At 69.3% G+C, this 26945-nt stretch carries 22 protein-coding genes; 12 read left to right on the top strand and 10 right to left on the bottom strand.

Annotation, left to right across the window (positions count from 1 at the left end):
- Positions 1-35: 35 nt before the first annotated feature.
- The gene (locus G3I71_RS11660) at positions 36-482 is read right to left on the bottom strand and encodes an ATP-binding protein (protein ID WP_164313909.1); all 447 of its coding nucleotides are present in this window, start codon (positions 480-482) and stop codon (positions 36-38) included.
- Between the two features lie 233 nt (positions 483-715).
- Here G3I71_RS11660 and G3I71_RS11655 point away from each other — a divergent pair, with 233 nt between their 5' ends.
- Complete coding sequence (locus tag G3I71_RS11655) at positions 716-2002, top strand: XRE family transcriptional regulator (RefSeq protein ID WP_203729972.1); 1287 nt, start codon at positions 716-718, stop codon at positions 2000-2002.
- The gene (locus G3I71_RS11650) at positions 1999-2538 is read left to right on the top strand and encodes a GNAT family N-acetyltransferase (protein WP_203729970.1); all 540 of its coding nucleotides are present in this window, start codon (positions 1999-2001) and stop codon (positions 2536-2538) included. The genes G3I71_RS11655 and G3I71_RS11650 overlap by 4 nt, the downstream gene beginning before the upstream one ends.
- A 60-nt stretch (positions 2539-2598) precedes the next feature.
- Here G3I71_RS11650 and G3I71_RS11645 read toward each other — a convergent pair whose 3' ends face one another.
- Complete coding sequence (locus G3I71_RS11645; protein WP_164313908.1) at positions 2599-3663, bottom strand: amidohydrolase family protein; 1065 nt, start codon at positions 3661-3663, stop codon at positions 2599-2601.
- A 183-nt stretch (positions 3664-3846) separates the two neighbouring features.
- On the opposite strand from G3I71_RS11645, the gene G3I71_RS11640 reads away from it, so the two are divergent.
- Positions 3847-4830, top strand: coding sequence for an alpha/beta hydrolase (locus G3I71_RS11640; RefSeq protein ID WP_164313907.1), 984 nt, complete (start codon positions 3847-3849; stop codon positions 4828-4830).
- Between the two features lie 162 nt (positions 4831-4992).
- A complete protein-coding gene (locus G3I71_RS11635) occupies positions 4993-5871 on the top strand; it encodes an ATP-grasp domain-containing protein (RefSeq protein WP_164313906.1) in 879 nt (292 codons plus the stop codon).
- Positions 5872-6243: 372 nt separating this feature from the next.
- Here G3I71_RS11635 and G3I71_RS11630 read toward each other — a convergent pair whose 3' ends face one another.
- Entirely contained in the window at positions 6244-7632 is a 1389-nt protein-coding gene (locus G3I71_RS11630) for a glycoside hydrolase family 43 protein (protein WP_164313905.1), read from the bottom strand.
- A 305-nt stretch (positions 7633-7937) separates the two neighbouring features.
- Between G3I71_RS11630 and G3I71_RS11625 the strand changes: the two genes are divergently transcribed.
- Both G3I71_RS11625 and G3I71_RS11620 read left to right on the top strand, forming a co-directional pair.
- Positions 7938-8855 carry a calcium-binding protein gene (locus G3I71_RS11625; protein WP_164313904.1) on the top strand — a complete coding sequence of 306 codons (918 nt, stop codon included), beginning with the start codon at positions 7938-7940 and terminating at the stop codon, positions 8853-8855.
- A 123-nt stretch (positions 8856-8978) separates the two neighbouring features.
- On the top strand, positions 8979-9548 hold the full coding sequence (locus G3I71_RS11620; RefSeq protein ID WP_164313903.1) for a hypothetical protein: 570 nt from the start codon (positions 8979-8981) through the stop codon (positions 9546-9548).
- Positions 9549-9783: 235 nt separating this feature from the next.
- Here the strand turns inward: G3I71_RS11620 and G3I71_RS11615 are convergent, their stop codons facing one another.
- Complete coding sequence (locus G3I71_RS11615; protein ID WP_164313902.1) at positions 9784-10341, bottom strand: DUF2165 domain-containing protein; 558 nt, start codon at positions 10339-10341, stop codon at positions 9784-9786.
- A gap of 110 nt (positions 10342-10451) precedes the next feature.
- On the opposite strand from G3I71_RS11615, the gene G3I71_RS11610 reads away from it, so the two are divergent.
- Together G3I71_RS11610 and G3I71_RS11605 are read left to right on the top strand one after the other, a co-directional pair.
- Complete coding sequence (locus G3I71_RS11610) at positions 10452-13859, top strand: tetratricopeptide repeat protein (RefSeq protein ID WP_164313901.1); 3408 nt, start codon at positions 10452-10454, stop codon at positions 13857-13859.
- Positions 13860-14067: 208 nt separating this feature from the next.
- Positions 14068-15201, top strand: coding sequence for an ADP-ribosylglycohydrolase family protein (locus tag G3I71_RS11605; protein ID WP_164313900.1), 1134 nt, complete (start codon positions 14068-14070; stop codon positions 15199-15201).
- Positions 15202-15313: 112 nt separating this feature from the next.
- On the opposite strand, the gene G3I71_RS11600 is transcribed toward G3I71_RS11605, so the two are convergent.
- Both G3I71_RS11600 and G3I71_RS11595 read right to left on the bottom strand, forming a co-directional pair.
- Positions 15314-16882, bottom strand: coding sequence for a sodium:solute symporter family protein (locus G3I71_RS11600; protein WP_164313899.1), 1569 nt, complete (start codon positions 16880-16882; stop codon positions 15314-15316).
- Between the two features lie 185 nt (positions 16883-17067).
- Positions 17068-17853: an SDR family oxidoreductase gene (locus tag G3I71_RS11595; RefSeq protein ID WP_164313898.1), complete on the bottom strand. Its 786-nt coding sequence runs from the start codon at positions 17851-17853 to the stop codon at positions 17068-17070.
- 102 nt (positions 17854-17955) lie between these two features.
- Here G3I71_RS11595 and G3I71_RS11590 point away from each other — a divergent pair, with 102 nt between their 5' ends.
- Together G3I71_RS11590 and G3I71_RS11585 are read left to right on the top strand one after the other, a co-directional pair.
- Positions 17956-18870, top strand: coding sequence for a hypothetical protein (locus G3I71_RS11590; RefSeq protein WP_239149084.1), 915 nt, complete (start codon positions 17956-17958; stop codon positions 18868-18870).
- A 322-nt stretch (positions 18871-19192) separates the two neighbouring features.
- Positions 19193-19531, top strand: a complete 339-nt coding sequence (locus G3I71_RS11585; RefSeq protein ID WP_343242927.1) for a hypothetical protein — start codon at positions 19193-19195, stop codon at positions 19529-19531.
- Between the two features lie 110 nt (positions 19532-19641).
- On the opposite strand, the gene G3I71_RS11580 is transcribed toward G3I71_RS11585, so the two are convergent.
- Positions 19642-20010, bottom strand: a complete 369-nt coding sequence (locus tag G3I71_RS11580; protein ID WP_164313896.1) for a hypothetical protein — start codon at positions 20008-20010, stop codon at positions 19642-19644.
- A 180-nt stretch (positions 20011-20190) separates the two neighbouring features.
- Between G3I71_RS11580 and G3I71_RS11575 the strand changes: the two genes are divergently transcribed.
- Complete coding sequence (locus tag G3I71_RS11575) at positions 20191-21051, top strand: helix-turn-helix transcriptional regulator (protein ID WP_164313895.1); 861 nt, start codon at positions 20191-20193, stop codon at positions 21049-21051.
- A gap of 89 nt (positions 21052-21140) precedes the next feature.
- On the opposite strand, the gene G3I71_RS11570 is transcribed toward G3I71_RS11575, so the two are convergent.
- From G3I71_RS11570 to G3I71_RS11560, 3 genes are all read right to left on the bottom strand, one after another.
- A complete protein-coding gene (locus tag G3I71_RS11570) occupies positions 21141-21350 on the bottom strand; it encodes a DUF397 domain-containing protein (protein ID WP_164313894.1) in 210 nt (69 codons plus the stop codon).
- A gap of 262 nt (positions 21351-21612) precedes the next feature.
- On the bottom strand, positions 21613-22470 hold the full coding sequence (locus tag G3I71_RS11565; RefSeq protein WP_164313893.1) for a helix-turn-helix transcriptional regulator: 858 nt from the start codon (positions 22468-22470) through the stop codon (positions 21613-21615).
- A 494-nt stretch (positions 22471-22964) separates the two neighbouring features.
- Complete coding sequence (locus tag G3I71_RS11560; protein WP_164313892.1) at positions 22965-23720, bottom strand: GPP34 family phosphoprotein; 756 nt, start codon at positions 23718-23720, stop codon at positions 22965-22967.
- Between the two features lie 240 nt (positions 23721-23960).
- Here G3I71_RS11560 and G3I71_RS11555 point away from each other — a divergent pair, with 240 nt between their 5' ends.
- Positions 23961-26942, top strand: coding sequence for a D-alanyl-D-alanine carboxypeptidase (locus G3I71_RS11555; RefSeq protein ID WP_343242926.1), 2982 nt, complete (start codon positions 23961-23963; stop codon positions 26940-26942).
- Positions 26943-26945: the final 3 nt, after the last annotated feature.

Genomic DNA, 26945 nt, shown 5'->3' with positions numbered 1-26945 from the left:
GGGACCATGCCGCGGCCTGAACGGGCGTTGCACGGTCACTGGCCGGCCCCGGTGCGGAATTCGGCCCACACCTCTTTGCCCCATGGGCGTCTGCCGGAGCCCCGCAGGTCGTAACCCCAGCGGTCCGCGAGCCCCTCGATCAGGAGCAGGCCGCGGCCGGACTCGCCGCCGACATCGACCGAGCCGAGCACCGGCAGGCGCGAGGGCGCCCGGTCCACCACGCCGACGCGCACCCGTGTCGTAGTCGGCCGTTGGACGAGGAGACGAATCGACTGGCAGGGGGTGTGCCTGGCGGCGTTCGCGATCAGCTCCGAGATGATCAGCTCGGCGGGGTCTGCGAAGTCGGTCAGGTGCCATACGGCGAGGGCGTCACGGACGAGCCTGCGGCCTATCGCGGCAGTCGCCGGCTCGCACGGGAAGGTCTGGCTGTAGGCCGGGTGCCCGGTCGGGGCGGCCTGAACTGGCGTCGGGAGACTCGTCATTGGCGGAGCCTTTGTCGTTGTCACGGCGCCCGGTTCGCTTCCTCGGCGGAATCAGCGGCGGACCGGGCCGTCAACAGCTGCCCACACTCGGGGTGGAGCAGCCAGTAACCAGACAACTGCCGTTCGTAGCAAGCCGGTTAGGGTGGTCAGGTGAGCGACCGACGGAGAAGCCTAGGGTGATTTGACCTTGTCTTTGCCTGGTGAGTGGTGGGCCGTGAGGCTACGGTGCGTAGATGGGCATCACGCGGAACACCGCTCTTGAGGCGTGGATGAACGAGCACGGTTACAGCTCCAACTCCCTTGCTGACGCGGTTAATACGGCCGTGGAGCGGCTGACCGGGCGGACCGGCGGCCTCGACGGATCATCGATCCGTTCCTGGAAGGCAGGCCGGGTGCGGTGGCCCAAGTCGGCTACTCGCAAGGCGCTTGAGGACGTCACCGGCCTGCACGCCACGGCTTTAGGGTTCGTGCCACGGGGCCGGACCCGGTGCATCCCCGCCGCATCGCAGGAGGACCTGGACATGAACCGCCGTACCCTCGTAGGTGGCATCGCCGCTGCCGCTGCCGCCGCCGCAGCAGCCGCGCCCGGCACCGGAGCACCTCGCCGTATCGGCATGGGGGACGTCGACCGCCTACAGCAGCGATTCGGCGAGATCATCGCGAGCGACCACCGCCACGGCGGACAGCTCGGCATTGAGCAGCGTGCCGCCGCACTTGCCGACGAGGCGCTGAACCTCCAGAACGCCGGCAGCGCCAGCCAGCGCGTACGCAGCAGCCTCTACGCCTCCGCTGCGGCGTTCCGCTCCTCGGCCATGTGGGCGGCGATCGACGGTCGCCGCTACGGCGACGCGAAGACGCACATGCGCGAGGCTCAGGCCCTTGCTGAGATGTCCGGCGATCAGGCGATCAAATTCCGGATCTGGAGTCACGCGGGGACGATGTACCGACACATGGGGCGGCCTGCCGAGGCGTTCGCCGCCAACGATGTTGCCCGCAACCTGCACATCACGCGTCGCGACCCGCTGTTTGCGTCCCTGGGTCTGGCTCGCCAGGCGGCTATTCACGGGGCGTCGCAGGACCGCACCGGCACCCGCCGGGCGTTCGAGCAGGCGCAGGACGCCATGCTGCGCGCAGACCCGTCCGACTACCGGCCGGTGTGGATGCTCGCCTTCTACGACCAGGCCGAGCTGGATTCGTTGGCACTGTCGGCGCACTTGGTGCTCGGTGACTACCCGACCGCCGAGTTCCACGCCCACCGCTGCCTGTCCGCCCTCAGGCCCCACATGGTCCGCTCCCGGGCCATCACGACCACCCGGCTCGCTCACGCCCAGCTTGCCCAGGGTGATGTCGACGCCGCCACGGCCACCGCGATGAGGGTCCCCGCTGATGCCGCCACCCAACACGCCCGGGTGGCACGCATGTTGCAAGAGTTCGGGGCCGCGCTACGCGCAACCGCGCCGGGCACCACCACTATGCAGACCTGGACCGAGCACGCCGCCGACTGGAAGATGGCTGCATGACCACGGCGCCCGCCATCGAACTGCGCACCTTCACCACCCTCGACACCGTCCGCGGTGATCTCCTCGACGTGTACGCCGACGTGCGTGCCCCGTTGCTCCACCTGCCGAACTATGCGGTCACCGCGTTCGGCGAGCGTTTGGACCGGCACGCCGCCGAGCCAGGTTTCGGGGCTGTGCTCGCCTATGCGGGCGGGCACCCGATCGGCTACGTCTACGGCAACACGATCGAGCACGGGGACCGGTACTGGCAGCGAACCGTCCCAGGGCCGATGGCTCAGTACACGGAGCGTCCGGTCGTGGCTCTGAAGGAGATCGGCGTACGCGCCCAGTGGCGGGGAACGGGGACCGCGCGGCGCATCCATGACGCCTTCCTTGCCACACGCGACGAACTGCAAGTGACGCTCATGGTCAACCCGGCGGCCGGAGACGGGAAGGTACAAGCGCTCTACCGGTCGTGGGGGTACGAGGACATCGGGCAGAGCCGGCCTTCTGCGGCCTCGCCGGTTCTCGCGGTGATGATCCGCGTCACCCGCTGACCAGCAGTCACGACCGAGGTGGTCTGCCTCCCATTCCCGCTCACGCCTGTTCGCGGTCCGTCAGACGACGACCCGACCCCGCAAGATGATCCGGCTCGGGTGCGCCAGTGCGGAAGCGTCCCGCGTCGGGTCGGTGTCGTAGGCGACGAGGTCGGCGGAGGCTCCGTCGGTGAGGCCGGGCAGTCCGAGCCAGGAGCGGGCCGACCACGATGCCGAGCCCAGCGCGGCTTCGGGCGGCAGGCCGGCCCGGACCAGCCACTCGACCTCCGAGGCAACGGTCCCGCACGGGAAGCTGTCGGTGCCGGCCAGGACGGTGACACCGGCTTCGTACGCCGCTCGGACGCTGGGCAGCATGCCCTCCCATCCGGCCAGCCACCAGTCCCGGGCGGCGCTCGGCTCGGCGGCCCGACGCCGCTCGGCACCGGCGCCGAAAACGCTCAACGTCGGGACGAGCGCGGTTCCTTGGGCCGCCATCCGGTCGATCAGGACGGGGTCGAGATGCATCCCGTGCTCCAGACTGTCGACACCGGCCAGCACAGCGTTGCGGCAACCGTCGGCGGTCTGGCAGTGCGCGGCGACCCGGCCGCCGACGGCGTGCACGGCCTCCACGACGGCGGTGAGGATCTCCAGCGGAAGCGCCGCCTCGTTGTACTTCCAGTCCCCGATGACCTTGCACCACCCCGAGGACGCCTTGACCTCCTCGACGGCGGCGTCCACCAGGCCCGCCTCGCTCACGTCCCGCCCGAAACCGGGGAAGAACCGGCCGGGCGTGGCCAGCCACCGCCCGGCCGAGCGAACTCGCGGCAGCTCCGGGTCGTCGTCCGCCCAGGCCGGGACACGGGCGGCGGACCCCGGCGTGCGCACAAGGAGCACGCCGGCGTCCCGGTGATCGGTCAGGTGCCGACGTAGCGTCTCGTCACTGAACGCGTCCTCGACGCCTTCCGCACCAGGATGGGTGTGCGCATCGACGAGGCCGGGCAGCAACCAGCCCCCGTCGACGACGAGTTCCGTACCCCCATTCGAACTCGCGCCCTGGACCGGCTTGTTCCACAACCGGCCCCGGTCGATCCAGAAGGTCCGCTGCTCCCGCTCGGGCAGCACGACGCCTCGCACCTTGAGCACCATGGCCGACTGCCCTTTCCTGGTTGGTGGACCCCGGGTCAATAGCCCATCTGGAATGTAGCGTCCCGCTGTTCACCAACCGGGCGAGACCGAGTCGCCTCTGCTGGAGGGGCCGAAAGCCGAGGGAATGCGGGTGCCTGTCCTCGCCCGACGACCACTCGCTCGACGCTGTGATTCGATGTGTCGATGGACGGTCAAGCACGTGCGGCCCAGGAGGCGCTGTACCGCGCACTCGACGAGACGGTGTCACGGCTGTACGCCGAAGGGCGGTTGGCCGATGCCCTGAAAGCAGTGGAGGATGCGGCACCCCGGATCCCTTCGCGTCGTGCGGACACCGCGCACTTGGCGGCCTGCCTGCTGACGCTCACCGGGCGCGCCGAGGACGCGCTGGCGGCGCTGCGCACCGCTCTTGACGACGGCGCCTGGTGGAGTCCCGCGATCCTCGTCGATGACGACGACCTGGCCGACGTTCGTGACCTTGAGGGGTTCGCCCCGCTGCTCCGCGAGTCCACGGCCCGGCACGCGACGGCCACGGGTGTCCCTCTTCCTCCTGTCGTACGACGGCCGCAAGGCGCCCCCCGAGGTGTTCTGGTCGTCCTGCACGGCGCCGATCAGGACGCGGCCTTGGCAGCTGAACAGTGGGCGGCGGCGGTGGAAGCGGGCTTCGTCCTCGTCGCCGTCGACTCCTCCCAGCGCTCGACCCCGCTCTACCGCAGCTGGCCCGACATCGGCGTCGGCATCCGGGACATCACCGCCGCCCTCGCAGAGCTGGACGAGGCCGACGCCTCCCTGCCACTCCTGGCGGCGGGCTTCTCGGCGGGTGGTCGCGTGGCCTTGTTGTGGGCGCTGTCCGACGTATCCGACGTCGCGGTACGGCCCTCCGGATTCCTGGCGGTGGGACCGGCACTCACTCCGGCGCACCTCGACGAGGCCCGGCGCGTGAGGGCCGCGCAGGGTGCGGTGCGCGGCCGGATGCTCGTGGGGGAGCAGGACGACGAAGTCACCCCCGAGGTGTACGACGCCCATGCGGTGCTCGTCGACGCGGGCGCGGACGTCACCCTGGAGACCATCCCGGGCCTGGGGCACGACTTCCCTGCGGACTTCGGACGTAGGCTCCCGGGCCTGCTGGAGACCTTGCTGGTGGCTCGGCCTCGTCTGGCGGGGTGCTGAGGGCCTGAAGGTGACTGCGCAGGCGTTCGCACCGGGATCTCCTTCCGGGTGTGCCGTCTTGCCGGGGTGACACCGGGTGTTTCTCCGCGCCTCGCAAGTCGCCGCGCCTGGCAGCACGAAATCAGTGGCCCGAGGTTCTGGAGACTCCGTAGCGTGTCAGTCATGCCGACCCCTGTCCTGTACTGCCGTGATCCGTTGAATCCACGACGCGTGGACCAACACTTCGCGCAGGAAGCACAGAGGGTGCGCGCCTGTGGCGGGGTGGTGGGGTTGGTCGACCATGATGCGTTGCTGCAGGGTGACGCAGAACAGGCTGTTGCACACGTACCGACTGGGCTGGGGAGTGTCTGGTACCGGGGTTGGATGATTCCGGGCGATCGGTACGCCGCGTTGGCCGAGGCGCTGAGCCGACGCGGTACCCCCTTGCTCGTCGCTCCGGAGCAATACCGGGCCGCTCACGAACTGCCGGGCTGGTATCCGATGTTCGTCGACAGCACGCCCGCGAGCGTGTGGCGTCCCACAGAGCCCGGTGAGATCCTGGCCGCCGAAGACCTGGCTGTTCTCGCCGAGCCGTTGCCGCCGGGCTCGGGAATCGTGAAGGACTACGTCAAATCCCGCAAGCACGAGTGGGAGCAGGCGTGCTTCATCCCCGATCTCGCCGACGCGGCGGGGTTGACACGGGTCGTGCGGCGCTTCGTGGAGCTGCAGGAGGACTTTCTTGCCGGTGGGGTCGTTCTGCGCGGCTTCGAGACGTTCTCGAAGCCGGAGTCCGTTGCGGCTGAAGTGCGTGTGTGGTGGCTGGATGGCGAACCCAGGTTGCTCACACCCCACCCGGACAGCCCGTTCGAGCATGTGCTGATACCCGACCTCGGCCGTATCGGGCCTGCGGTGCAGCGCCTGGGATGCCGGTTCGTCACCACCGACGTGGCCCTCCGCTCGGACGGGGTGTGGCGAGTCGTCGAAGTCGGTGACGGCCAGGTCAGTGACCTGCACGCGTCGTGCAGCCGAGGAGAGTTGGCCGCTCTGCTGGTCGGTCCGTAGCACTTGCGGAAGCGGTCCCGCGCTGTCATCACCCAGACCGGTCCAGGGAACTCCGGGCAATGCCTGGGTATGCCGAGGAGCCAATGGCGGCTCCCCCGGGTCGGACGCCCGGCATGCCGGGGTCGACGAGCGCGATGCGTGTCAGCGAGATCGATCGATTCCGCCGGCAGCCGAGGCTCGGACGAAGGGCACCTCTGCGAGGGCATCGGGAGCATCCTTCGTTGAGAGCCACCGTGTCCGACGGACTGCCGAGGTCGCTGCCGGTGCAAGGGCATGGCCCGTGCACCGGCAGCGAGACAGGGCCCCGAAGGCCCGCTCAGCTCAGGCAGTTGACGAACCCCACCTGCTCAGGCAGTTGGGGCGAACCTCGCCTCAGTAACCCACCCGGAACGTGGCGTCCTGCTGCCCAGCAGTCGTGGAGATCGGGTCGATCCGCAGCACGTAGTTCGAGTGGCGGATGTACCGCGTCGGGTTGTTGTACGACCGGAAGGACGCCCACGAACTGTCCGCCAGGCCCGCCGTCCGGTAGAACGTCGCGTCGCCCGCGAATGTCGACGTGCCGTCGTTGACGTCGAGTTGGAGGACGTAGTTGTAGTGCCGGAGGTAGCGGGTGGGGTAGTTGACCGACTGGAAGGAGACGCCGGTGCTGTCGGCCAGGCCCGGGACGAGTTTCCACTCCGAGTCGGTGTAGAGGTCGAAGGGGTACTCGTCGATCCGGGCCTTGTAGTCGGCGTGGCGGATGTAACGCGCCGGGTAGTTGTACGACTTGAGGCGGTTCCAGGCCGGGGAGCCCCACTTGGTGAGCAGGTTGTTGTACTCGGCCGTCGTGATCGTCGCGATGCCGCAGTGCTTGGAGTTGACCGGCTGGGTGTACGTCTTCTGGTCGAGCGCGGTCCAGGTGCCGGAGGCCAGGTCGGAGGTCTGCCAGGCGTAGAAGACGCCGTTCGGCGTGTACGTGTCGCCCCAGAGGTACCAGGTGTTCGACGAGAGCGACTTGAAGACAGTCGGGGCCTCGGTGCCGCCGTGTGCCACGCCCGCGCTGTACTCGGTGAAGCTGCCCGGGTCGAGGGACGTGGAGCGCGCGGACACGAGCGTCTGGTTCTTCTTGAAGAACAGGTAGTTGTAGCCGTTGACCCCGACCGCCATGTCCCCGTCGATCACCTCGTACCCGGGGTCGAAGAAGACCTGCGGGCTCGACGCCGTGACGAAGTCGCTGGTGTAGTTGACCATGATCACGTTGTGGCCGGTGGAGTTCACGGAGGAGTAGATCACCGCGTACTGGCCCCGGCTCGCGTCCCAGAACGCCTCGGGTGCCCAGCTGTGCGTGGTCATGTCGTGGAGTTTCAGGCGCCGGTAGCCGGTGAAGGTGCGCAGGTCGGCGGAGTCCCAGACGTGGATGTACTGGCTGTTGTACGACCAGTCCGTGCCCTTGAGGTCGGTGGCGAGGACGACGAACGTGCCGTCCTGCTTGCGCATGAGGAACGGGTCGCGCAGTCCGAGGGCGCCCGCGGTGGGGGTGACCACGGGGTCGTTCTGGTTCAGCGGCGTCCAGTTGAGCGAGTCCGGGCTGACGGCGAGGTGGAGGCCGTAGTCGGTGCCCAGCCCGAGGCTCGTCGACTCGGTGAAGTAGACCATCGCGTACGCCGAGTCGGCCGCGTGGGCGGTGCCGGCGCCCAGCGTCATCACACCGGACATGGCGAGGGGAGCGGTGGCGGCCATGCCGAGGAAGAGACGGCGGGACGGCTGGGGACTTGCGCTCATCGTTGTCTCCAAGCGGGTGCTGGCGGGGGCGGATGCGGGTCCAGGAGTGGAGTGAGCGGCTGCGCGACTCGTGTGTGTGGGGGGAGGGGGAGGAGGGTGAACGGGGACGTGGAACACGCAGCCAGGCAAGCGAATTGGCCGAAATTTCGAACCAGGTTCGGAAAGTCGATCAGAAGGTAGATCGCCCCACCCTGCTCGTCAATCACTCTTGCAAGGCTGTGGGGATTCTTTGTGCACAACCATCCGTATCCGCTGTGAGTCACCTGGGGGTGTTGAAATCGCTTGCCCCTCATGGAGGTTGCGCAATGTCCCCTTACCTCGGCAGCCGCAGATCGCTCCGCGCGGCCTCGGCCCTGGCGCTGGCCGTCACCACCGGACTGACCGCCTTGGTCGCCCTGCCCACCACCGCCGACGCCGCGGCAACGGCGGCAAGGCTGGTGATCGGCGAGGGCGGTCGGACGTTCGACTACACGGCCGCACCCGGTCAGACCAACAAGCTGAGCGTCACCACGTCGTGGACCGACGGCAAGATTTTCACCTATGTCATCGATGACGTGGTCCCCATCGACCTCCACGTGAACGACGACCCTCGCTGCACCCGTCCCGACAGCGCGGACCTCACCAAGGTCTCCTGCACGAACAGCCACGAGTACGGAGGCTCCGGGCTGCGGATGGATCTCGGCGACGGCAACGACACGATCACCTACAACAACACCACTGGCCAGACCGGCTATCAGGCTTCGATCGAACTGGGCTCCGGCAATGACAGGGCGACCGACATCGGCAGCGCTGACGGCAACTACATCCAGGCCGGAAAGGGAGACGACAACGTCACGGTGGGCTCCGACGCGATTGTCGAGGCCCAGGACGGCAACGACACGGTCCATGTCGGCGACAGGTCCATCGTGACGGGCCAGAAAGGTGTCGACAGGCTCTATGCCGACGGCGTCGACAGCAAGGCCGACGGGGGCACGGGCAACGACTTCATCTATGGGAGTGCGGGCCACCAGGTTCTGACCGGTGGCATCGACAAGGGCAACGACACGATCCGCGGCGGCGCCGGAGACGACTGGATCTCTGGCGACCCGGGCAACGACGTCCTCTACGGCAACAGCGGCAACGACACGATCTACGGGAACGCCGGGAACGACAAGGTCTACGGCGGTCCAGGCAGGGACACCCTCAGCGGCGGCCCCGGCAGGAACGTCGTCCACCAGGACTGAGGTCGGCACCCACTCGACGCTCTCTCCGGCCCCCGACCGTCCGGGGACGGAGCGCGTCTCGGAGTACGATGATCCGACCCCCGGCGGAGGACCCGGCGGCGGGTTCTGTTGCTGAGGAGATGCGTGACCGTGGCTGCCCGACGGCTTCCCTCATCGGTCTGGGTCACCGGTCTGACCTTGGGCGCGGTCGCCGCGGTCGCCGTACTGGCGGTGAAGGCCGAGCGGGGTCCGCAGCCCCATGCCACCGCCGCCGCCAGGCCCACCGCGTCCGCCTCGGCGAAGCCCTCCGCCAAGCCCAGCCAGGCCGTCGAGGCGGCTGTGCCGGACGGGTCTGGGACCGGGCGGCGGGTCGTCTACTCGCTCGGGCAGAAGCGGGTCTGGCTGGTCGACGCGAGCGACCAGTCCCGCCGTACGTTCGCGGTGTGGCCGGGCTCGGTGAGCCCGGACCCCGGGACGTACTCGGTGTCCAAGCGCACCGACGCCCTCACCGGATCGGACGGCGTACAGATCGAGCACGTCGTGTATTTCGCCGCCAAGTCCGGGGTGAACGTCGCGTTCTCCAACGCGCTGGACGGCTCATCGCCTCCGCCGGTGTCGGGGATACAGACCGGCGGTATCCGCATGCGGGTCGCGGACGGGGACGCCGTCTGGGCCTTCGGTTCCGCGGGGACCACGGTCTCGGTGGTCGAATAGCCGACGGCAACGACAGCCGATGGCTACCAACGCCTGCCGGGGTTGACGACGACTGCCGGGATCCCCGTGGTGAGTTGTTGCACCGAGAAGAAGCAACTGCCCCCACCGGGTTGCGGAAACGGGAACGGGAACGGGAACGAGCCCGGGGAGGGCCGCGAGCCGGTACCCGCGACCCTCACGTCACGGGGCCCTGTACGGGAGGGCCCTTGCCGCTGCCCTCCCGCGTGCCGGTGCGTCAGTCGGTGGACTTCGCGGCGGAGGCGGATGCCGAGGGCGCGCCCACCGGCAGGTGGATCACCAGCAGCACCACCCCGCTCAGCGTGAACACGCGTGTCGCCGCGTCCAGTCCGTTCCAGTCGCCCGACTGCCACATGGCGAACCACTCGCCGCCGATCGCGATGAAACCGGCGCCGAACAGCAGCATCAGCATCAGCAGGCCGTACGTCGAGATGCGCCGCGCCTGTTCGAGGTCGCGGCGGATCCACAGCCAGGTGGCGGCGATGAGGACGAACGCGGCGAGCGTCTCCCACACGATGATCGCCACGTACGCCGTGTCCTGGAGGCCCTTTGACGTGATGGCTCTCCACATCAGGTCGTCGTCCTTGAACGTGGTGTCCATGGCGAGGACATGGCGCACGAACTGCTGGTTCGAGTCGAAGTCGGTGATGTTGCCGAGCGCCACGAGAGCTATGTAGAGCGCGACCGTCGCCGTCAGCAGGGTCGCGGCGAGGGTGAGTGGGGTGTGTGGGGGGTGGACGGTACGGGTGGGGTGGGGGGTACCTGTTGTGGTCATGGAGTAACCCTATGGATTGGTTCGGGCGCCGTCTCCCCGTCCCTGTCCATGAGTTGGGCCAAACTGGTGGATGACCCAGGACACCTGCCCCGACACGAGGAGACGTACGGATGCCCCAGGCCCCGCGCCCGTCGATGCGCCAGCTGATCCAGCAGCGCAGACGCGCCGGGTTTGTCGGCCGGGGTGCCGAACGGGCCGCGTTCCGGGCCAACTTCGACCTGCCGCCGGACGACGAACGTCACCGCTTCCGCTTCCATGTGCACGGCAACGCCGGCGTCGGAAAGACCTTCCTGGTAAGGGAGTTGGAGCAGCAGGCCAAGGAGCGCGGCGCGCTCACCGCGTACGTCGACGAGGGCGTCGGCAGTGTTCCCGAGGCGCTGACGGTGATGTGCCGTCAGTTCGCGTCCCAGGGGCGGCGGTTCAAGGAGCTCGAGCGGCTGCTCGCGGCCCATCGGGAGCGGCGGCACGAGGCCGAGTCCGCCGTCGCGAGCCTCGAATCGCAGCCCGAGAATTCCCCGGTCGGCAGTCCCTCGGCCGGCAGTCTGACGGTCGCCCGGATCGGGCTCGCCGGTGCCGGACTCATCCCGGTCGTCGGACCGTTCGCCGGCGCCCTCGACGCCGACCGGATCGCCCAGGGCGCCGACCGGGTCCGGGCCGGGATCGCCGCCCGGCTGCGCAACCAGGACGACGTACAGCTCGTCCTCGCGCCCGAGCGCGTCCTCACGCCGGTGCTGCTCACCGAGCTGGACGACATCTGCGCCGCCGTGCCCTGGATCGTCCTGTTCCTCGACACGTACGAGCGCACCGGCCCCTTCCTCGACGGCTGGCTGCACGACATCATGACCACCGACCGCTACGGCGACCTCTCCTTCCCCGCCAACCTCGTCCTCGTCACCGCAGGTCAGCGTCCCTTCGACACCGGCCGCTGGGGCGGCTTCGCCGACTTCGTCACCGAGGTGCCGCTCGGCCCGTTCACGGAGGCCGAGGCGCGCGGACTGCTCGCCGACAAGGGTGTGACGGACGAGCCGGTCGTCGAGGAGGTGCTGCGGCTCACCGGCGGGCTGCCGGTGCTGGTGTCGACCCTCGCCGAGGCCCGCCCCACCGACCCGGACGACATCGGCGACCCGAGCGCCACCGCCGTAGGGCGGTTCCTGAAGTGGGAGACCGACCCCGCACGCCAGGCCGCCGCCCTCGCCTGCGCTCTTCCCCGGCGCCTGGACGCGGACATCTTCCGCGCCGCCCTCCCGGCTTCCGCTTCCGGGCAGGCGCGGGACGACGCCGAACTCGACCTGCTGTTCGGGTGGTTGAGGGCGCTGCCGTTCGTGAGCGACCGCGGCGACCGCATCCAGTACCACGACGTCGTACGCGCCCCCATGCTCCGCCTCCAGCGCCACCGCTCCCCGCGCCGCTGGGCCGAACAGCACACCGGCCTCGCCGACACCTTCGCCGGCTGGCGCGCCGAGGTCGAAGTACCGCTCCCAGCCGATGAGTTGTGGGCGACGGAAGAGTGGCGGGAGCTGCGGCTCGCGGAGTCGTACCACCTGCTGTGCGCGTCCCCCCGTACCGCGCTGCCCGTCGTCCTGCGCGACGTCGTCCACGCCTGCGACCAAGGGGAGGTGGTCGCCCGGCGGTGGGCGCGCGTCCTGGTGGAGGCGGGTGACGACAACGAGGCACCGGCGGTGCGGAGTTGGGGACGCGACCTCCTCGACGCGCTCGCCGACGCCGACGCCGACGACGGAGGGCACGGGGAGGGCCGCGGAGGGCAGAGAAAGGAGGGCGGGGTGCTCGGCGCGCTCGCGCTGTTGCTGGGCCGCGCCGGGCTCGACGCGCGTGGACAGGCCGTCGCACGCATGCTGCGCGGGCGCGAACTGCGGATGAGCGGCGAGTACGGGAAGGCCCTCGGCGAGTACGAACAGGCCGTCGCCCTCGATCCCGGGCTGGAGCGCGCCTACTACGGCCGGGGTGTCGTCCACGCCGAACAGCGCGACTACGCCGCCGCCATCGCCGACCTCGACCGCGCCGACGAACTGGCCCCCGACACCGCCCGCGTCCTCTTCGTGCGCGGCGACTACCACCGCATCCTCGGCCACCACGAGGAAGCCGTCCGTGACCTGGACCGTGCCATCGCCCTCGGCCCCGACCTGGCCGGCGCCTGGGCCTCCCGAGGCGTCACCCGGCACGGCACAGGCGACACCGAACACGCCCTCGCCGACCTCGACCGTGCCCTCGAACTGGACCCCGAACACGTGTGGGCGCTGGTCCGCCGGGCCCGGGTGCACCGCTCGCGCGGGGAGCGGGCCGGTCAACTCGCCGACCTGGACCGGGCGGTGGCCCTCGGCCCCGAGCTGGCCTGGGTCGCGTGCGAGCGAGGCGACGCGCTCCGGGCCGCCGACCGCGACGCGGACGCACTCGACGACTACGACCGCGCCCTCGAACTCGACCCCGCCTACTCGTCGGCGTACGCCAGCCGGGGCGTCTCCCACAGCCGACTCGGCTGCCACGACAAGGCGTTGGCCGACCTGGACAAGGCACTGGAGCTGTATCCGGCGTACGCCTGGGCGCTGGTGCAGCGTTCTGTCGTACACCGGCGGGCCGACGGATACGAGGCGTCGTACGAAGACGCCCACCGGGCGGTCGAGTTGGAGCCGGAGAGCGCGTGGGCGCTGTGGAACCGGGGTGAGGCGCTGCGCTGCCTGGGCCGGTTCGAGGAGGCGCGCGCGGACCTCGACCGGGCGCTGGCGCTGGCCCCGGACAGTGTGTGGGCGATCGGCTGCCGGGGCGCGGTACTCCACGAACTACGGCTGTACGGAGACGCGTTGGCGGATCTGGACCGGACTGTCGCGCTAGACCCGGACGGGGCCTGGCATCTGATGCGCCGGATCATGACCCTGCTGGCGGTGGGCCGCCCCGAGGACGCCCGCACCGACCTGCACCGCTATCTGGTGATCGGCGACGACCGGGCCTGGGCGCACCACACCCTCGCGCAGATCCACCTCCTGGACGGCCGTGCGGAGGACGCGTCGACGGCGCTCGCGGAGGCAGCACGGCACGGGCTCACGGAGCCGGCCGGCCTGGAGGAGCTGGCTCGCGCCCAGCGCAAGGCGGGGGAGTGGAGGGCCGCCCGGGAGACGGCGGACCGGATGCGCGGCCTGCACGGGCCCGGCGGCGTCTTCTGCCTCGCCCTCGCGGTCGCCGGGGAGCGGGGCCGGGACGGCGCCCGCCCGGTCTGGCGCGAGGCGGACCGGCTGGCCTCCGGCTGGGACCTGGCCGAGGGCGCCCCCGGCTTCCTGCACGCGGTGATCGCGGCGGGCCGCGGCGACTGGGCGGGCCTGGACGAACACCTCGCCGACCTGCTCACGGGGACGAGGGAGTGGGTGGACGTGGCATGGCTCGCCGACCTGCTGAGCGAGCTGGCGGGGGCGCCGGGCGGCCCGCCGGAGGAGCGGGAGCGGATCGCCGTACGACTGGACCGGGTGCGGGAGGCGCGGGAGGCGATCAGTAGGCGGTACGCGGAATGACGAAGACGAAGGGGAGTGTCTGAGGCTCCCGATTGGTGACCAGCCGGGATCACTCATGCCTACTCGTGCCTTCTCATGCTCTCTCATGCCCTCTCATGTCACTTTCCGCATACCAATACAGGCCCTGAACGGACCGTTCCCGGTCGATTACAGTGCTGAGCTGTCAATCGTACGAACGATGCTGTGAGGGAGGTCCGAGGTGGGTGTGATGACATCCGGTGGCGTGACCGGTGCCGCGTCCGGCGCCATCTGGGGGCGCTCCGAGCAGCAGGACTTCCGCAGCCGGGTCCGCGGCACCCTGCTCGGCGCGGCCCTCGGCGACGCCCTGGGCGCCCCGCTCGACGGACTCACCCTCGACTCCATCAACGAGGCGTACGGCGCGGACGGACTCACCGATCTGGCCTTCGCGTACGGCAGGCGCGGCGCGATCACCGATCTCACCCAGCTCACCCTCTTCACCCTGGACGGCCTGATCCGCGCCCAGGTGCGCCGCGACACCGGCGCCTGGCACCCGCCGACCGACCTGCACCGCGCCTACCGCCGCTGGCGGGCCACCCAGAGCGACTGGGGGCCCGACGAGCGCCGCAAGGAGGACGGCTGGCTGGCCCGCGAGGAGTGGCTGTACGCCCGCCGCGACCCGGCCCTCGCCTGTCTGCTCGGCCTCGGCGACGAGACCATGGGCACCCTGGACGCGCCCAAGAACCCCGGCGAGGCGGGGGCGGAGGCGGCGGCCCGCTCGGGCCCCTTCGGGCTCCTGGTCGGCTGGGAGCCGCAGCTCGTGATGCAACTGGCGGTGGAGTGCGCCGCGCAGACCCACGGTCACCCGACGGGCTACCTGGCGGCGGGCGCGTACGCCGTGATCGTGCACGGCCTGGCGCGCGGCGAGAGCCTCGACACGGCGGTTCAGAGGGCGCTGGCCCTGCTGGCGGCCAGACCCGGCCACCAGCAGGTGGCGGAGGCCCTCCAGCGGGCCCTGGGCGCCGTACGCCAGGGCATCCCGTCCCCCGCCCGGGTCGCGGACCTGGCCGGCGCCGGCACGGCGGAGGGCCTCCTGGCTGTGGCGGTCTACTGCGCCCTGGTCGGCGAGGACGTCCGCCACGGTCTGTCCCTGTCGGTCAACCACGGCGGCCCGTCGGCTGCCACCGGCGCCCTGACCGGCGGCCTGCTGGGCGCCCTGCACGGCGAGACGGCCCTCCCGCCCGCCTGGCTGGCGGAACTGGAGGGCCGGCCGACGATGCTGGTCCTGGCGGACGACTTCGCGATGGAGATGACCCAGGGCCCCGCCCTGCACGGCCCGGCGGGATCCTCCCCGGGCTGGCTCACCAGGTACCCACGGGCGTGAAGGTCATTTCAGCCGGTCTGGGGGCGCAGCCCCCAGGAACAGGATGGGACGGGTAGGGGCGGCGGGGGCGAAACCCTCCCACAGCCACCCCCTCCCCACCCCACCCGCACCCTCAGTCCTTGACCGGCGCCGCATCCGCAGCCTGCTGCGGAACAGGCACCCGCACCGCCGCGCTCCCGCTGTCGTCCCCGTCCGTGTTCACGGTCTCGATGATCGCCAACCGCTCCGGCGTGTCCTCGGGCCGCAGGAAGCCGATCAGGATGTACAGCACCAGCGAGACAGCCAGCGGGATCGACACCTGGTACTGGAGCGGCACCCCGCCCTCCACGCTCCAGTTGATCGGATAGTTCACCAGCCAGAAGGCGAGCAGCCCCATCGACCAGCTGCCCAGCGCCGCCGTCGGCCCCGACCGCCTGAACGGCCGCAGCAGACCCAGCATCATCGGGATCGCCATCGGACCCATCAGCCCGGCCACCCACTTGATGACGACGGTGATGATGTCCTTGAACGCGGGCGAGTTGATCTGCGTGGCCGCCGCCATGGACAGGCCGAGGAACACCACGGTCGTCACCCGCGCCGCGACGAGCCCCGACGAGTCCGTCCACGTCCGTGCCCGCTTCCAGACCACCGGCGCGACGTCCCGGGTGAAGACGGCGGCGATGGCGTTCGCGTCGGACGAGCACATGGCCATGGTGTGGGAGAAGAAGCCGACGATCACGAGCCCCAACAGGCCGTGCGGCAGCAGCTGTTCGGTCATCAGGGCGTAGGAGTCGGACCCGTCCGGCTTCTGTGCCTGGACCAGCAGCGGAGACATCCACATCGGGAAGAACAGCACCAGCGGCCAGACCAGCCACAGCACCGCCGACAGCCGTGCCGACCGCTCGGCGTCCCGAGGACTGGCCGTGGCCATGTACCGCTGCGCCTGGTTGAGCATGCCGCCGTTGTACTCGAACAGCTTGATGAAGAGGAACGCGAGCAGGAACACCGTGCCGTACGGGCCCACCAGCGGCTTCCCGTGCCCCTGCAACGCGGGTTCGTCCCAGACTCCGAAGAACCCTCCGTGGTCGTCGAGTTTGGCGACGACAGCGATGAACATCGCGATGCCCGCAAGGAGTTGGATGACGAACTGCCCCAACTCGGTGAGAGCGTCGGCCCACAGGCCGCCGATCGTGCAGTACACGGCGGTGATCGCACCGGTGATGAGGATGCCCTGGTTGAGGGACATGCCGGTGAAGACGGACAACAGGGTCGCGATCGCGGCCCACTTGGCGCCCACGTCCACGATCTTCAGCAGCATCCCGGACCACGCCAGCGCCTGCTGCGTCTTCAGGTCGTAGCGGTTCTTCAGGTACTCCAGCGGTGACGCCACATGGAGCCGTGACCGCAGCCGGTTGATGCGCGGCGCGAACAGCTTGGAGCCGATGGCGATGCCCAGCGCGATCGGGAAGGACCAGGTGACGAACGACGTGACGCCGTACGTGTAGGCGATACCGGCGTAACCGGTGAACATCACCGCGCTGTAGCCGGACATGTGGTGGGAGATGCCGGACAGCCACCAGGGCATCTTCCCGCCCGCGGTGAAGAAGTCGCTGACGTTGTCGACCCGTTTGTGGGACCAGACACCGATGGCGACCATCACACCGAAGTACGCGATGAGCACGGTCCAGTCGAGGCCGTTCATGTGCTCCCTCCCAGGGGCATCGAGCAAGTCGAGCGGGGCTGTCGAGCGCCCGCTCATCGTCGATTCGATGGCATGGCAACGACAACAGCTCGAACAGTCAAGAGGGAGTAAAGAAGTTCGTCGCACTGACCTCGGTTCACGTCCATGAACTCAGGGCGACCACTGAAAGATTGGCGGAATATCAGCTACCGCATCAACTCACCCGCGTTCACCAGCAAAGACTGTCCGGTGATGGCCCTCGCCCGCTCCGACGCCAGAAACACCACAGCGTCCGCGACATCCCCGTCCGTGGCCAGCTCAGGCAACGCCATCCGCTCCGCGAGCCGCCGCCGCACCTCGGCCTCCGGCACCCCGTCCCCCTGCGCCGTGAACCGCACGTACGCCTCCACCGGCGGCCCCCACATCCACCCCGGCAGCACCGTGTTGACCCGGATCCGATGGGGCCCGAGTTCCCGCGCCAGCGAGTACATCGCGCTCGTCAGCGCCCCCTTCGAGGCGGCGTACGCGGCCTGCCGCACCTGTGAGGGCGCGGCCACGGCGGACTGCGTACCGATGAACACCACACTCCCGCCCCGCTCCTTCAGCGCGGGCAGACAGGCCCGCGTCATCCGCAGCGTGCCCAGCAGGTTCACGTCGACGACGCCCGCCCAGCTCTCGAAGTCCGCGTCCTCGATCCCTCCGAAGTAGCTGTCCCAGGCGGCGACATGGACGACCCCGTCGATCCGCCCGAACCGCTCGCACGCCAGCGCGGCCAGTGCCCGGCACTGCTCCTCGTCGGTGATGTCGGTCGCGCGGTACGCCGTACGCGCCCCGTCCGGGTCGAGCTCGTCGGCGGTCTTCGCGAGGTGCGCCTCGGTGCGCGCCCCGAGCACGGCGTTGCCCCCGTCCCGCACGACAGCGGCGGCGACCTGACGCCCGAGCCCGGCGCCGACGCCGGAGACCACCACGGTCTTCCCTGTGAGCAGCGACATCGAAGCCCTCCCCGACTCTGGCGGATTATCTGACGGAGCGTCAGAGTATGGGCGTCCGAAGGAGGAAGGAAGAGGAGAGAAAGAGAAGGGGAGGCGAAGGGAATGACTGAACGGGAAGCAGGAGAACGGAGAGCGGGCGAACGGGGAACGGGCGAACGGGAAGCGGGCGAACGGGAAGCGGGCGAGGGGACCCGCAGTGAGGTGTACGCCGAACTGGCGGCTCTCGGCCCGTACGGCGTACACCCGGGGCACGCGCTCATCACCATGGTCGAACCGCACCCGGGCCACGAGTACGCGTACAACCGCTGGTACGAGGACGACCACTACTACGCCGGCGCGATGGCCATGCCCTGGATGTTCTCCGGCCGCCGCTGGGTCGCGACCCGGGACCTCCAACTCCTGCGCTACCCCGAGAAGTCGGCGCTGGCGCAGCCGGTCACCGCGGGCTGCTACCTCTCCACGTACTGGATCACCGAGGGCCGCTACGCCGACCACATGCGCTGGACCGTGGGCATCAACAAACGCCTCAACCGCGACGCACGCGTCTACCAGGACCGTACCCACGTCTTCACCGCGTTCCAGGACCACGAGACGACGGTCTACCGGGACGGCGCCGCCGGCCCCCGTGACTTCCACGCCCTTGACCACCCGTACGCGGGCCTGGTGTTGCAGGTCATCGACGCCGAAAGCCCACAAGCGCGGGCGGAGTTGCTGGAGTGGCTGCGCACCCGGCATCTGCCCGAGCGGCTCGCCGGGTCGCCCGCCGCGATGGTCACCGTCTTCCACCCGACCCCGCTGCCCGGCGACCGTATGACGTATGTGAAGCAGGTCGAGGGTGTGGACGTACGGCTGACGCTGCTGTGGTTCCTGCAGGCGGACCCACGGGACTGCTGGGAGCGGCACTTCACGGGGCTGGGGGAGGCGGTCGGCGAAGTCGGCCTGGGGCGGGTGGAGTTGGTGGCGCCGTTCATTCCGACGGTGCCGGGGACGGACCTGTACGTCGCCGAGCTGCGTTGACCGGGAGCCTCGCGAGTGAGGTGGCGGTCGGCGTGATTTGGGAGCGTTGCCGTATGGGACGGCTCGCGGACACGGAGCCGTCCAACTGTGCGTGCTGTGCGCACTGTTGGGGTCACCCTCTGCTCAGTTGGAGGTAATGTGCTGCCCTGTTGAAATGGTGCATCCGTAGGATCACGCCATGACTTCTGATGCCCCGCTCACCCGAGAGTCGTTTCGGCGCCTTCATCCGATGAACGCGCCGAGGCCGGTGTCTCAGTTGCCCGGTCGTGTCTGGACCGACGGGGACTGGGACCGGATCCGGCGCGGATATCGAGCCCGGGACATGGATGAGAAGTGGAACGTCTTCGTCGAAGCCGATGTCGTTTTCATGCACCGGAGTTGGACCGGTCGCGGCGTCTACGAGGTGTCCCTTGCCCCCGTGGCCGGTGGCAGGAGGATCACCTCTGCTGTGGTGGAGGCCGATGGGGAGCGCGTTCGGAAGATGGGCGACGAGTACGACTGTTTGATGATGGAGCTGATCATCAGTGCGATCGTCCTTGGCGAGTCGGCTGCCGACCTCCGGGCCGGACTCGTGGAGCTGACTGCTCGGGCTTCGGGGAAGAGCGATCTTCCCGCGGGTGTGGTGGAGCACAGCGCTCTGGGACTGCGTTCTGGATCCTGAACTCCGTCGCCCAGGTGGAGATTCGTGCGGACCGTGATTACCGCCAGGCGCTCGCCGTGGAGCGGGTGGCCCGGCGCGACGGTCCCAGGGACCGACTCGGTGTGGCCTGCTCATGGGGATCTTCTGTTGGCGGACCGGACCTCGGCCCAGCCCATGGCGTGGATGAAACCGCCGGCGTGTTTCACGCGGCTGGTGACCTGTGCGCGCTCCGTCGAGAGCGGCGAGATCATCTCGGCTGAGACGGTCAGCAGGGCGGACGCCTCGGTGGTGCTGAGGGTCTCGATGGCGCGGGCCAGGGCGGGGCGTTGGTGGGGATTGGTCGGATCGCTCTGGCCGGTGGTGTCGTGCTGCACGTCGACGACTCGCCAGCCCTTGCGGCGAGCGTAGACGTCGCAGGCGTGCAGGAGCGGTTGTGGGTCCGTGTGCACGGTGGTGCAGAGATAGGCGACGACTGCTCTGTCCGGTCGCGGCTGGTGCATGGCTCTTCCCCTCGTCGACGGGCGCATGCCGTGGACGGCCGAGTGTGACGGGCGGTGACTCGGAGTCTGCTCGCCTCTCGGGCAAGTGTGCAAGTAATTCCGGAAGATCTGAAAACTTTCACTCTTGGAGGTGATGCGGAGCGAGAGCTGCAAGTGTCAGACTTCCGACAGGAGGTCTGCATGAGTGAGGGAACATCCGCCCGCAGGCGACGAGTTGGCGCGCAGCTCCGTCAGTGGCGCGTTGGCGAGGGGCTGACGCTTCAGGAGGTCGCGGACCGGCTGGAGGTCAGCCTGGCGACGGCGAGCCGATGGGAGACGGGTAGTACGAAGGTGTCGCTGGACACGTACTCCAGGCTCGCGGACCTGTATCGGGTGGACGCGGATAGCCGGGTGTACTTCGAGCGGTTGTGCCGTGATGCCGATGAGGCCGGCTGGTGGACCCGCTATGGAGACGTGATCTCACATGGTTTCCGCGACTTCATCGAGCTGGAGTCTCAGGCGGTGCGGGAGTTCGTCTTTCATACGATGGTGGTGCCCGGCCTGTTGCAGACGGCCGAGTACCGACGAGCCGTGGTTCTCACACAGGGGGCTCCGGACGGGACAGCTCGCAAGGCGGACGTGGTGGCGGACATGAATGCCGCCCGCCAGTCGATCCTCACCCGGCTGGCATCACCCTTCGACCTGCATGTGGTGATGCAGGAGTCAGTTCTCCTGCATGAGTTCGACGGGCAGCCGCACATCATGCGCGAACAGCGCCGACGGCTCAGGGAACTCGCCACGCGCCCGAACATCACCATCCAGGTCGTGCCGCTGCGCCGGTCGTCCCATCCCGGCTCCAACGGTGACTTCACGATCCTGACGTACGGCGGGGGCGAGGCAACCGTCTACAACGAACTTCTCACCTCCAGCGTCATGACCAACGATCCTGCCGAAGTGGCCGTCTATCGAGCTGCGATGGAGACGTTGGCAGGGGATGTCGCCCTGTCGGTGGAGGACTCCATGGGTCTGCTCGACCGATTGCTCGAAGAGTCCGCAGTGTGAGCATGGCCGAGCCCCCTCGGCTAGGACGGCGGGCCAGTCGAGAGGGCTCTTTCGGTGGTGCTTATGAAATTGTCGGTCGTCACGGTGTGTCAGGCGGGGTTGAGAGTTCCCCGGCCGACCTCGGTCACGAACGTGTTCCATGAGTCCGAGGGGAACGCCAGCGTCGGGCCGGCCGTGACCTTGGAGTCACGTACGGCGAGAGCGGTCGCCACGGTGGACCTGACCTCGACGCACGCGCCGTTTCCGGCGGAGTAGGAGGACTTCGTCCAGGTTCCCGTGACGCCTTGCAGAATTGCCATTTTTGCTCCAGTGGACCAGTTGTCGAATTGCTGTCACCGGACTGCGGGTTCGATGCGGAACTCGTGGTTCGGTTTGCGCCAACGTTTGTTACTCGATGGCGTGATCGACGCTACTCGCCAACTGCTCTGTCTGAAGCGACCGTTCACTCTTCCGGATGGCATATTCCACTGGGGTCTTCCGGTCCTGAGTGGCGGCGGTGTATCGTGCGGCGCTTCTTCGGGCTGAGGGAGTCTGGAGGGGGTGCAGGGGGAATCGGGACCGTCAGCGCGCGTACTCTTTCGCAACGTTCAGGATGAACTGGCGTGATTGGTCCACATTCAGCGCCTGTGCCCGAAGGTGTTCGTACATCACGCTGTATTTCTGCACGTCGGGCGCCTTCTCCAGATAGAGGTCGCTGGTGACGCCTTCGATGTAGACGACGCTCGAATCCGCCGCGTCGGGGAACTCCAGGATCGCGTACTGGCCGTTCAGGCCCGGGTGCGCGCCCACCTCGTACGGCAGCACCTGGACGGTGACGTGGGGCAGCTGGGACATCTCGGCCAGGTGTTCCAACTGCTCGCGCATCACCAGTCGGTTGCTCACGACGCGATGTAGCGCCGCCTCGTCGATGACGGCCCACAGTCGCAGCGGATTGTCATCGGTGGAGACGCGTTCCTGCCTGCGCAGTCGCACCTGGACGCGCTTCTCGACGTCGTCCGTCGACGTCTCGGGCAACGCCCCCTGGATGAGGGCCTCGGCGTAGGGGCGGGTCTGCAGGAGGCCCGGGATGATCTGCGACTCGAAGGCCCGCAGCGACGCCGCGTCCGTCTCCAGGCCGATGTACACGCTGTACGGGACATCTCCGAACGCGTGCCACCAGCCCTGCTGGCGGGAGTCCTTGGCCATCTCCATCAGGGAGTCGACCATCCGCTGGTCCTCGACCTCGTACACCCCGCACAGGTCGCGGACGTCGCGCTGGCTGATGCTGCGGCGGCCGTTCTCCAGCCTGCTGATCTTCGACTGGGAGACCAGCAGTCGCTCCGCGACCTCTTCGGCCGTCATGCCCTTCTGTTCGCGGAGCCTGCGCAACTCCTGGCCCAACCGGCGTCGCCTGACGGTGGGATTCACATTGGACGCCATGGGACGTGCACCTCCGGCTGCATACCTGTACTTGCCACTTTCCGTATCTGCTGTTGAGCAGACTGCCACCAAGGTGCGCGCTACCGCTGGGAAACTGCGGATATGCGGTGCCGAGGCGGGAGATATGCGCCCGGTACACGCCAGTTCGGCGGATTCCGCTTACCATCCGGGTCCGCTCCCGGCGGGCTCCGCACGCGCATGTGCCGGACGCCGCCTGCCGGGGGACATGTGCCGACGGGTGAGCGGCGAAGGGTGAGGGCGGGTGCCCGGCCCCGGACATGCAGCCGCGCGAGGCGGCGAGGGCCGGTCCGGAGTCCTTGCGGACGTCCTTACGGTCCCTCACCACCCCGCGCGGGCCAGCGGCTCCCGAACCGGTCTTGGGGACTGCGGTGCGGCGCTGTTGAGGTCCTGCGTGGTGCGCGTGCGCGTCAAACGGGGTGGAGCGGGGTCGTGCGGGTGCCTCGCTGATCGTGCGTTCGCCGTGGGACTGCGGCTCAGTGAGCCACGGCGCGCGCCATGGATCCGCGGTGCGGCTGCATCGGAACGCCGCGTGCGGGCTCCGGTGCGGGCCTGGCTCCGGGGGCGGCCTGACGGCCGACCGGTGCCGGGCTGCGACGCGGCTGGACCGCGACGCCGTTCTGCACGTCCATGACAGCGTGAGCCACCAGGCCACCCATGGGGTCGTGCCGGATCAGGTCCCGTAGCCGGGAGCGGGACGAACGTCCCTCGTTACCCGGATACAGGTGCTTGCCGAGACCGACCGCATGGGCCAGCGCGGCGAGCGCTGCCGTCCGCGGGTCCGGCGGGACGCCGGTGCGGATGGCGGTGTCCAGTCGGGCTCTGATCTCCCGGCTGATCTCCGTGTCCGTCGCTTGATAGCGAGTCGTCGGCAGCACCCCGCACATCTGTCCCGCCACGGCATGCACCATGCCGCACCGCTCGAGATGCGAGAGGTAGGTCTGACGCAGCCCCAGGCGGGGCCCGCCAATCCAGTTCACTGCGCGTACGGGTGCTCCGCGTCGGCGAAGCAGTTCCAACGCACAGTCAAGTGTTGGATCTCCAGTCGGCCGTGGTACGACCACGGCGATACGATCCCCATCTGGGGCTATCCGTCCGGCCATCGCCAGCTCCACTAGCTGTGCTCCGGCCAGACCGAGGTCGAGCGACTGCGGCTGTGCGGTGGTACCCGTGGCCGGGTCCAGCGCCAGCAGAAGAAGCTCTTCCGGAATTGATCTGCGGCTCCTGCCCATCCATGCCTCCCCGCGTGGATGAATGACAGGGTGACCCCTCTCACATTCATCTGTCGAGAGGGCGTGACCGCTTCGTTGTGGAACCAGTAGGTATGTCGTTCTCGTCTACCGCTGGAGTCAAGGCTGCGCACAGGACACTGGTAGGCAGTTCGGACAGTGTCGTTCGGGCGGCGCATGACGGTTCACGGGTCACGGTTCGGTAGACGCACGGTGAGCGTGCGGCGCGAGAAGGAGGCATCGGTGGCGGGCGAGTCCCCCGACAGGTCGAAGCAGCGCGAGTCGTCGGAAGAACCGACGTCGGGGAGCGCGGGCCCGGTTCCCGGGGCCAGGGGTGAATCCGGCGCCGGGGTACGCGACCCACGGCTCGCGGTGGCCCGGGAACGGGATTCCACGGTGCGCGGCGGCGTCGACACGGCGACACGGGTGTTCCAGCGCCCGCAGCTTCCGGCGGATGCGGATGCCGCGGACGCGGACGCCGAGGTCGACTCCGACGCGAGTACGTCGGACGCGGCCGCGGAGGCTCCGAGCGAGCCCGAGGCTCCCGCTGACGGCACCGACGGGACGGGCAGCACCCGGTTGCGTGCGGCTGTGGCCGCGTGGGTCGCCAGCGCGGACGAGGGCGAGGGGGAGTCCGAAGGCGTCGAGGGTGCCGCCGAGGAACGCGGCCCCGACACGGGCCCGGAGGCGGACGCCCCGACCGAAGCCCCTGAGGGCACCGAGGAGCCTTCGGCGGACGCCACCGACGATGCCGGACCCGACAAGCCCTCCAGGGCCGTCGGCGAGGCCCCTGAGGCCGCCGGCGGGGCATCCAGCGATTCCGGCGAGGATGCCCCTGGGCCGGAGAGCGCCCAGGAGAGCGAACCGGAGCGGGATCGGGAGCCAAAGACTGGCGCTGAGCCCGGCACCGGCACCGAGTCCGGCGCGGAGTCGAATGCCGGCACCGAGGCTGAGCCCGATGCCGATGCCGTGAGCGCGGCCGGTTCGAAGTCCGGCGCCGACACCGAGTCCGAGGCCGAGATCAAGTCCGGCATCGACTCCGGTAGCGAGGTTGAGTCCGGCGCTGGGGCGGAGAGTGCGGCCGGGTCGAAGGCAGGCACGGAGTCCAGGGCCGAGTCGAAGTCGGGCACCGGCACCGAATCCGGGGCCAAGCCTGATGCCGAAGCCGTGGGCGTGGCCGGTTCGAAGTCCGCTCCGGAGTCCAGGGCCGACTTGAAGTCCGGCACCGCGCCGAAGCCCGAGCCTGAGTCCGGGGCCGAGGGTGCGCCCGATACGAAGTCCGGCGCCGAGTCCGAGGCCAAGTCCGGTACCGCGCCGAAGCCCGAGCCCGAGCCCGAGGCCGGCGCCGACACCGAGTCCGAGGCCGGGGCCGGGGTCAAGTCCGGTACCGAGTCCGGTGCCAAGACTGAGTCCGAGAGCACGCCCGATTCGCGGCCAGAGCCGGACGCGGAGGCTGAGGTTGGCGCGGACGCCGCCTCCGCCCCCACTCCCGGCGCGGACGCCGACGACGCGGCCCGCAAGCCCTTCGTCGACCAGCCCACCGCCGTCTTCAAAGCCGTACGTCCCCCCGCCGCACCCCCTGTCGACCAGCCGACGACGATGCTCAAGCTGGGCGACCTCGCGGCCGTGAAGCCCAAGGGCGACAAGCGTGACGCGGACAGCGAAGCGGACGCCAAGGCAGACATCGACGCGGACGCCAAGACCGGTACCGATGCGGATGCCAACGCCGAGTCCGTTTCGGAGCGAACCAGTAAATTCGTAGCCCTGAGGCAGCTGGACGACCCCTCCACCCGCAAGCCGCCGCCCGCTGCCGGACCCCCCAGGGCGCCCGCCGCCCAGCCGTCGGGGACACCCGCCGTACAGTCGCCGAAGGCGCCCGCTGCAGAGGCCACCGCCGTGGTCCCGCAGGTCGGGCCGGAGCGGACGACGCAGCAGCCGTTGCCGCCCATGCCGCCGCTGGATCTGCTGGCCGAGCTGACGAACACGCCGCCGCCACGGGACACCGCCGTGCGGACGATCGCGCGGCGCGTCAAGATCTGGACGCCGGTGGCCGTCCTGCTGGTGATCGTCTTTGCGGTCGTACAGGTACTGCGTCCACTGCCGAGCCCCGAGCTGACGCTGACCGCCGAGGACTCCTACACCTTCGACGGGACGGCCGCCGCGCTGCCGTGGCCGTCCGAGGGACAGGGCTGGATGGACGTCAACGGCGTCGGAACCATGGGGAACTTCGGCGAGCAGAAGCCGGTCGCCATCGGGTCTGTCGCCAAGGCCATGACCGCGTACATCGTCCTGAAGGACCACCCGCTGAAGTCCGGCCAGGCGGGCCCGAAGATCACCGTGGACGCGCTGGCGGAGAAGGAGGCCGGCTACTGGAAGGACGGTGAGTCGACCCTCACCACCGTCAAGAAGGGCGACGTCCTCACCGAGCAGCAGGCGATCTCGGCCATCATGATCCCGTCGGCGAACAACATCGCGCGGCTGCTGGCCCGTTGGGACTCGGGGACCGAGGCGGCGTTCATCAAGAAGATGAACGACACGGCCAAGGCTCTCGGGATGAAGAACACCACCTACACCGACGCCTCCGGCCTGAAGGAGACCACCGTCTCCACAGCCGAGGACCAGGTGAAGCTGGGCAACGCGCTGGTGAAGATCCCGGCCCTGATGGACATCACCAAGCTGCCGGAATGGTACGACCCCACGGGCAAGAAGTGGATCAACTACAACCGTCTCGTCCCCTACAACGGCGCCATCGGCATCAAGACCGGCACCACCACCGCGGCCGGCGGCAACCTGCTCTTCGCCGCCACCAAGGAGGTCGGCGGTGAGACGGCCATCGTCGTCGGCGCGATCCTCGGCCAGCACACGGCGCCGATCATCGACACCGTCAACGCGGTCAGCAAGACGGCGATGATCGCCGCCCGGGACGAACTGCTCTCGTCGAAGATCCTGAAGAAGGGCGACGTCGTCGGGTACGTCGACGACGGGCTCGGCGGGCACACGCCGGTCGTGCTGTCGAAGGACGTCACGGCGGTCGGCTGGGCCGGGCGGAAGGTCGAGCTGTCGTTCGCCGCCGCCGCCGATCTGCCGCACTCCGCCAAGGCGGGCACCGCGGTGGGCTCCCTCACCGTGGGAGACGGCAAGGGCGGCGCGGTGAAGGTCCCCGTACAGCTCCAGCAGGACCTGGTCGAGCCCGGCTTCGACAAGAAGCTGACGCGGGTCGGCTGACCG

Origin of the sequence: Streptomyces sp. SID12501 (genome assembly GCF_010550245.1) — a bacterium.
Taxonomy (GTDB): Bacteria; Actinomycetota; Actinomycetes; order Streptomycetales; family Streptomycetaceae; genus Streptomyces.
The sequence above is the reverse complement of the archived record's forward strand: the minus strand, read 5'-3'. Positions and strand labels throughout refer to the sequence as shown.

Excerpts from the sequence above, each read along its gene's own strand:
- G3I71_RS11660 (WP_164313909.1), bottom strand. The coding sequence starts at position 482 with ATGACGAGTCTCCCGACGCCAGTTCAGGCCGCCCCGACCGGGCACCCG.
- G3I71_RS11655 (WP_203729972.1), top strand. The coding sequence starts at position 716 with ATGGGCATCACGCGGAACACCGCTCTTGAGGCGTGGATGAACGAGCAC.
- G3I71_RS11650 (WP_203729970.1), top strand. The coding sequence starts at position 1,999 with ATGACCACGGCGCCCGCCATCGAACTGCGCACCTTCACCACCCTCGAC.
- G3I71_RS11645 (WP_164313908.1), bottom strand. The coding sequence starts at position 3,663 with ATGGTGCTCAAGGTGCGAGGCGTCGTGCTGCCCGAGCGGGAGCAGCGG.
- G3I71_RS11640 (WP_164313907.1), top strand. The coding sequence starts at position 3,847 with ATGGACGGTCAAGCACGTGCGGCCCAGGAGGCGCTGTACCGCGCACTC.
- G3I71_RS11635 (WP_164313906.1), top strand. The coding sequence starts at position 4,993 with ATGCCGACCCCTGTCCTGTACTGCCGTGATCCGTTGAATCCACGACGC.
- G3I71_RS11630 (WP_164313905.1), bottom strand. The coding sequence starts at position 7,632 with ATGAGCGCAAGTCCCCAGCCGTCCCGCCGTCTCTTCCTCGGCATGGCC.
- G3I71_RS11625 (WP_164313904.1), top strand. The coding sequence starts at position 7,938 with ATGTCCCCTTACCTCGGCAGCCGCAGATCGCTCCGCGCGGCCTCGGCC.
- G3I71_RS11615 (WP_164313902.1), bottom strand. The coding sequence starts at position 10,341 with ATGACCACAACAGGTACCCCCCACCCCACCCGTACCGTCCACCCCCCA.
- G3I71_RS11610 (WP_164313901.1), top strand. The coding sequence starts at position 10,452 with ATGCCCCAGGCCCCGCGCCCGTCGATGCGCCAGCTGATCCAGCAGCGC.
- G3I71_RS11605 (WP_164313900.1), top strand. The coding sequence starts at position 14,068 with ATGACATCCGGTGGCGTGACCGGTGCCGCGTCCGGCGCCATCTGGGGG.
- G3I71_RS11600 (WP_164313899.1), bottom strand. The coding sequence starts at position 16,882 with ATGAACGGCCTCGACTGGACCGTGCTCATCGCGTACTTCGGTGTGATG.
- G3I71_RS11595 (WP_164313898.1), bottom strand. The coding sequence starts at position 17,853 with ATGTCGCTGCTCACAGGGAAGACCGTGGTGGTCTCCGGCGTCGGCGCC.
- G3I71_RS11590 (WP_239149084.1), top strand. The coding sequence starts at position 17,956 with ATGACTGAACGGGAAGCAGGAGAACGGAGAGCGGGCGAACGGGGAACG.
- G3I71_RS11585 (WP_343242927.1), top strand. The coding sequence starts at position 19,193 with ATGGATGAGAAGTGGAACGTCTTCGTCGAAGCCGATGTCGTTTTCATG.
- G3I71_RS11580 (WP_164313896.1), bottom strand. The coding sequence starts at position 20,010 with ATGCACCAGCCGCGACCGGACAGAGCAGTCGTCGCCTATCTCTGCACC.
- G3I71_RS11575 (WP_164313895.1), top strand. The coding sequence starts at position 20,191 with ATGAGTGAGGGAACATCCGCCCGCAGGCGACGAGTTGGCGCGCAGCTC.
- G3I71_RS11570 (WP_164313894.1), bottom strand. The coding sequence starts at position 21,350 with ATGGCAATTCTGCAAGGCGTCACGGGAACCTGGACGAAGTCCTCCTAC.
- G3I71_RS11565 (WP_164313893.1), bottom strand. The coding sequence starts at position 22,470 with ATGGCGTCCAATGTGAATCCCACCGTCAGGCGACGCCGGTTGGGCCAG.
- G3I71_RS11560 (WP_164313892.1), bottom strand. The coding sequence starts at position 23,720 with ATGGGCAGGAGCCGCAGATCAATTCCGGAAGAGCTTCTTCTGCTGGCG.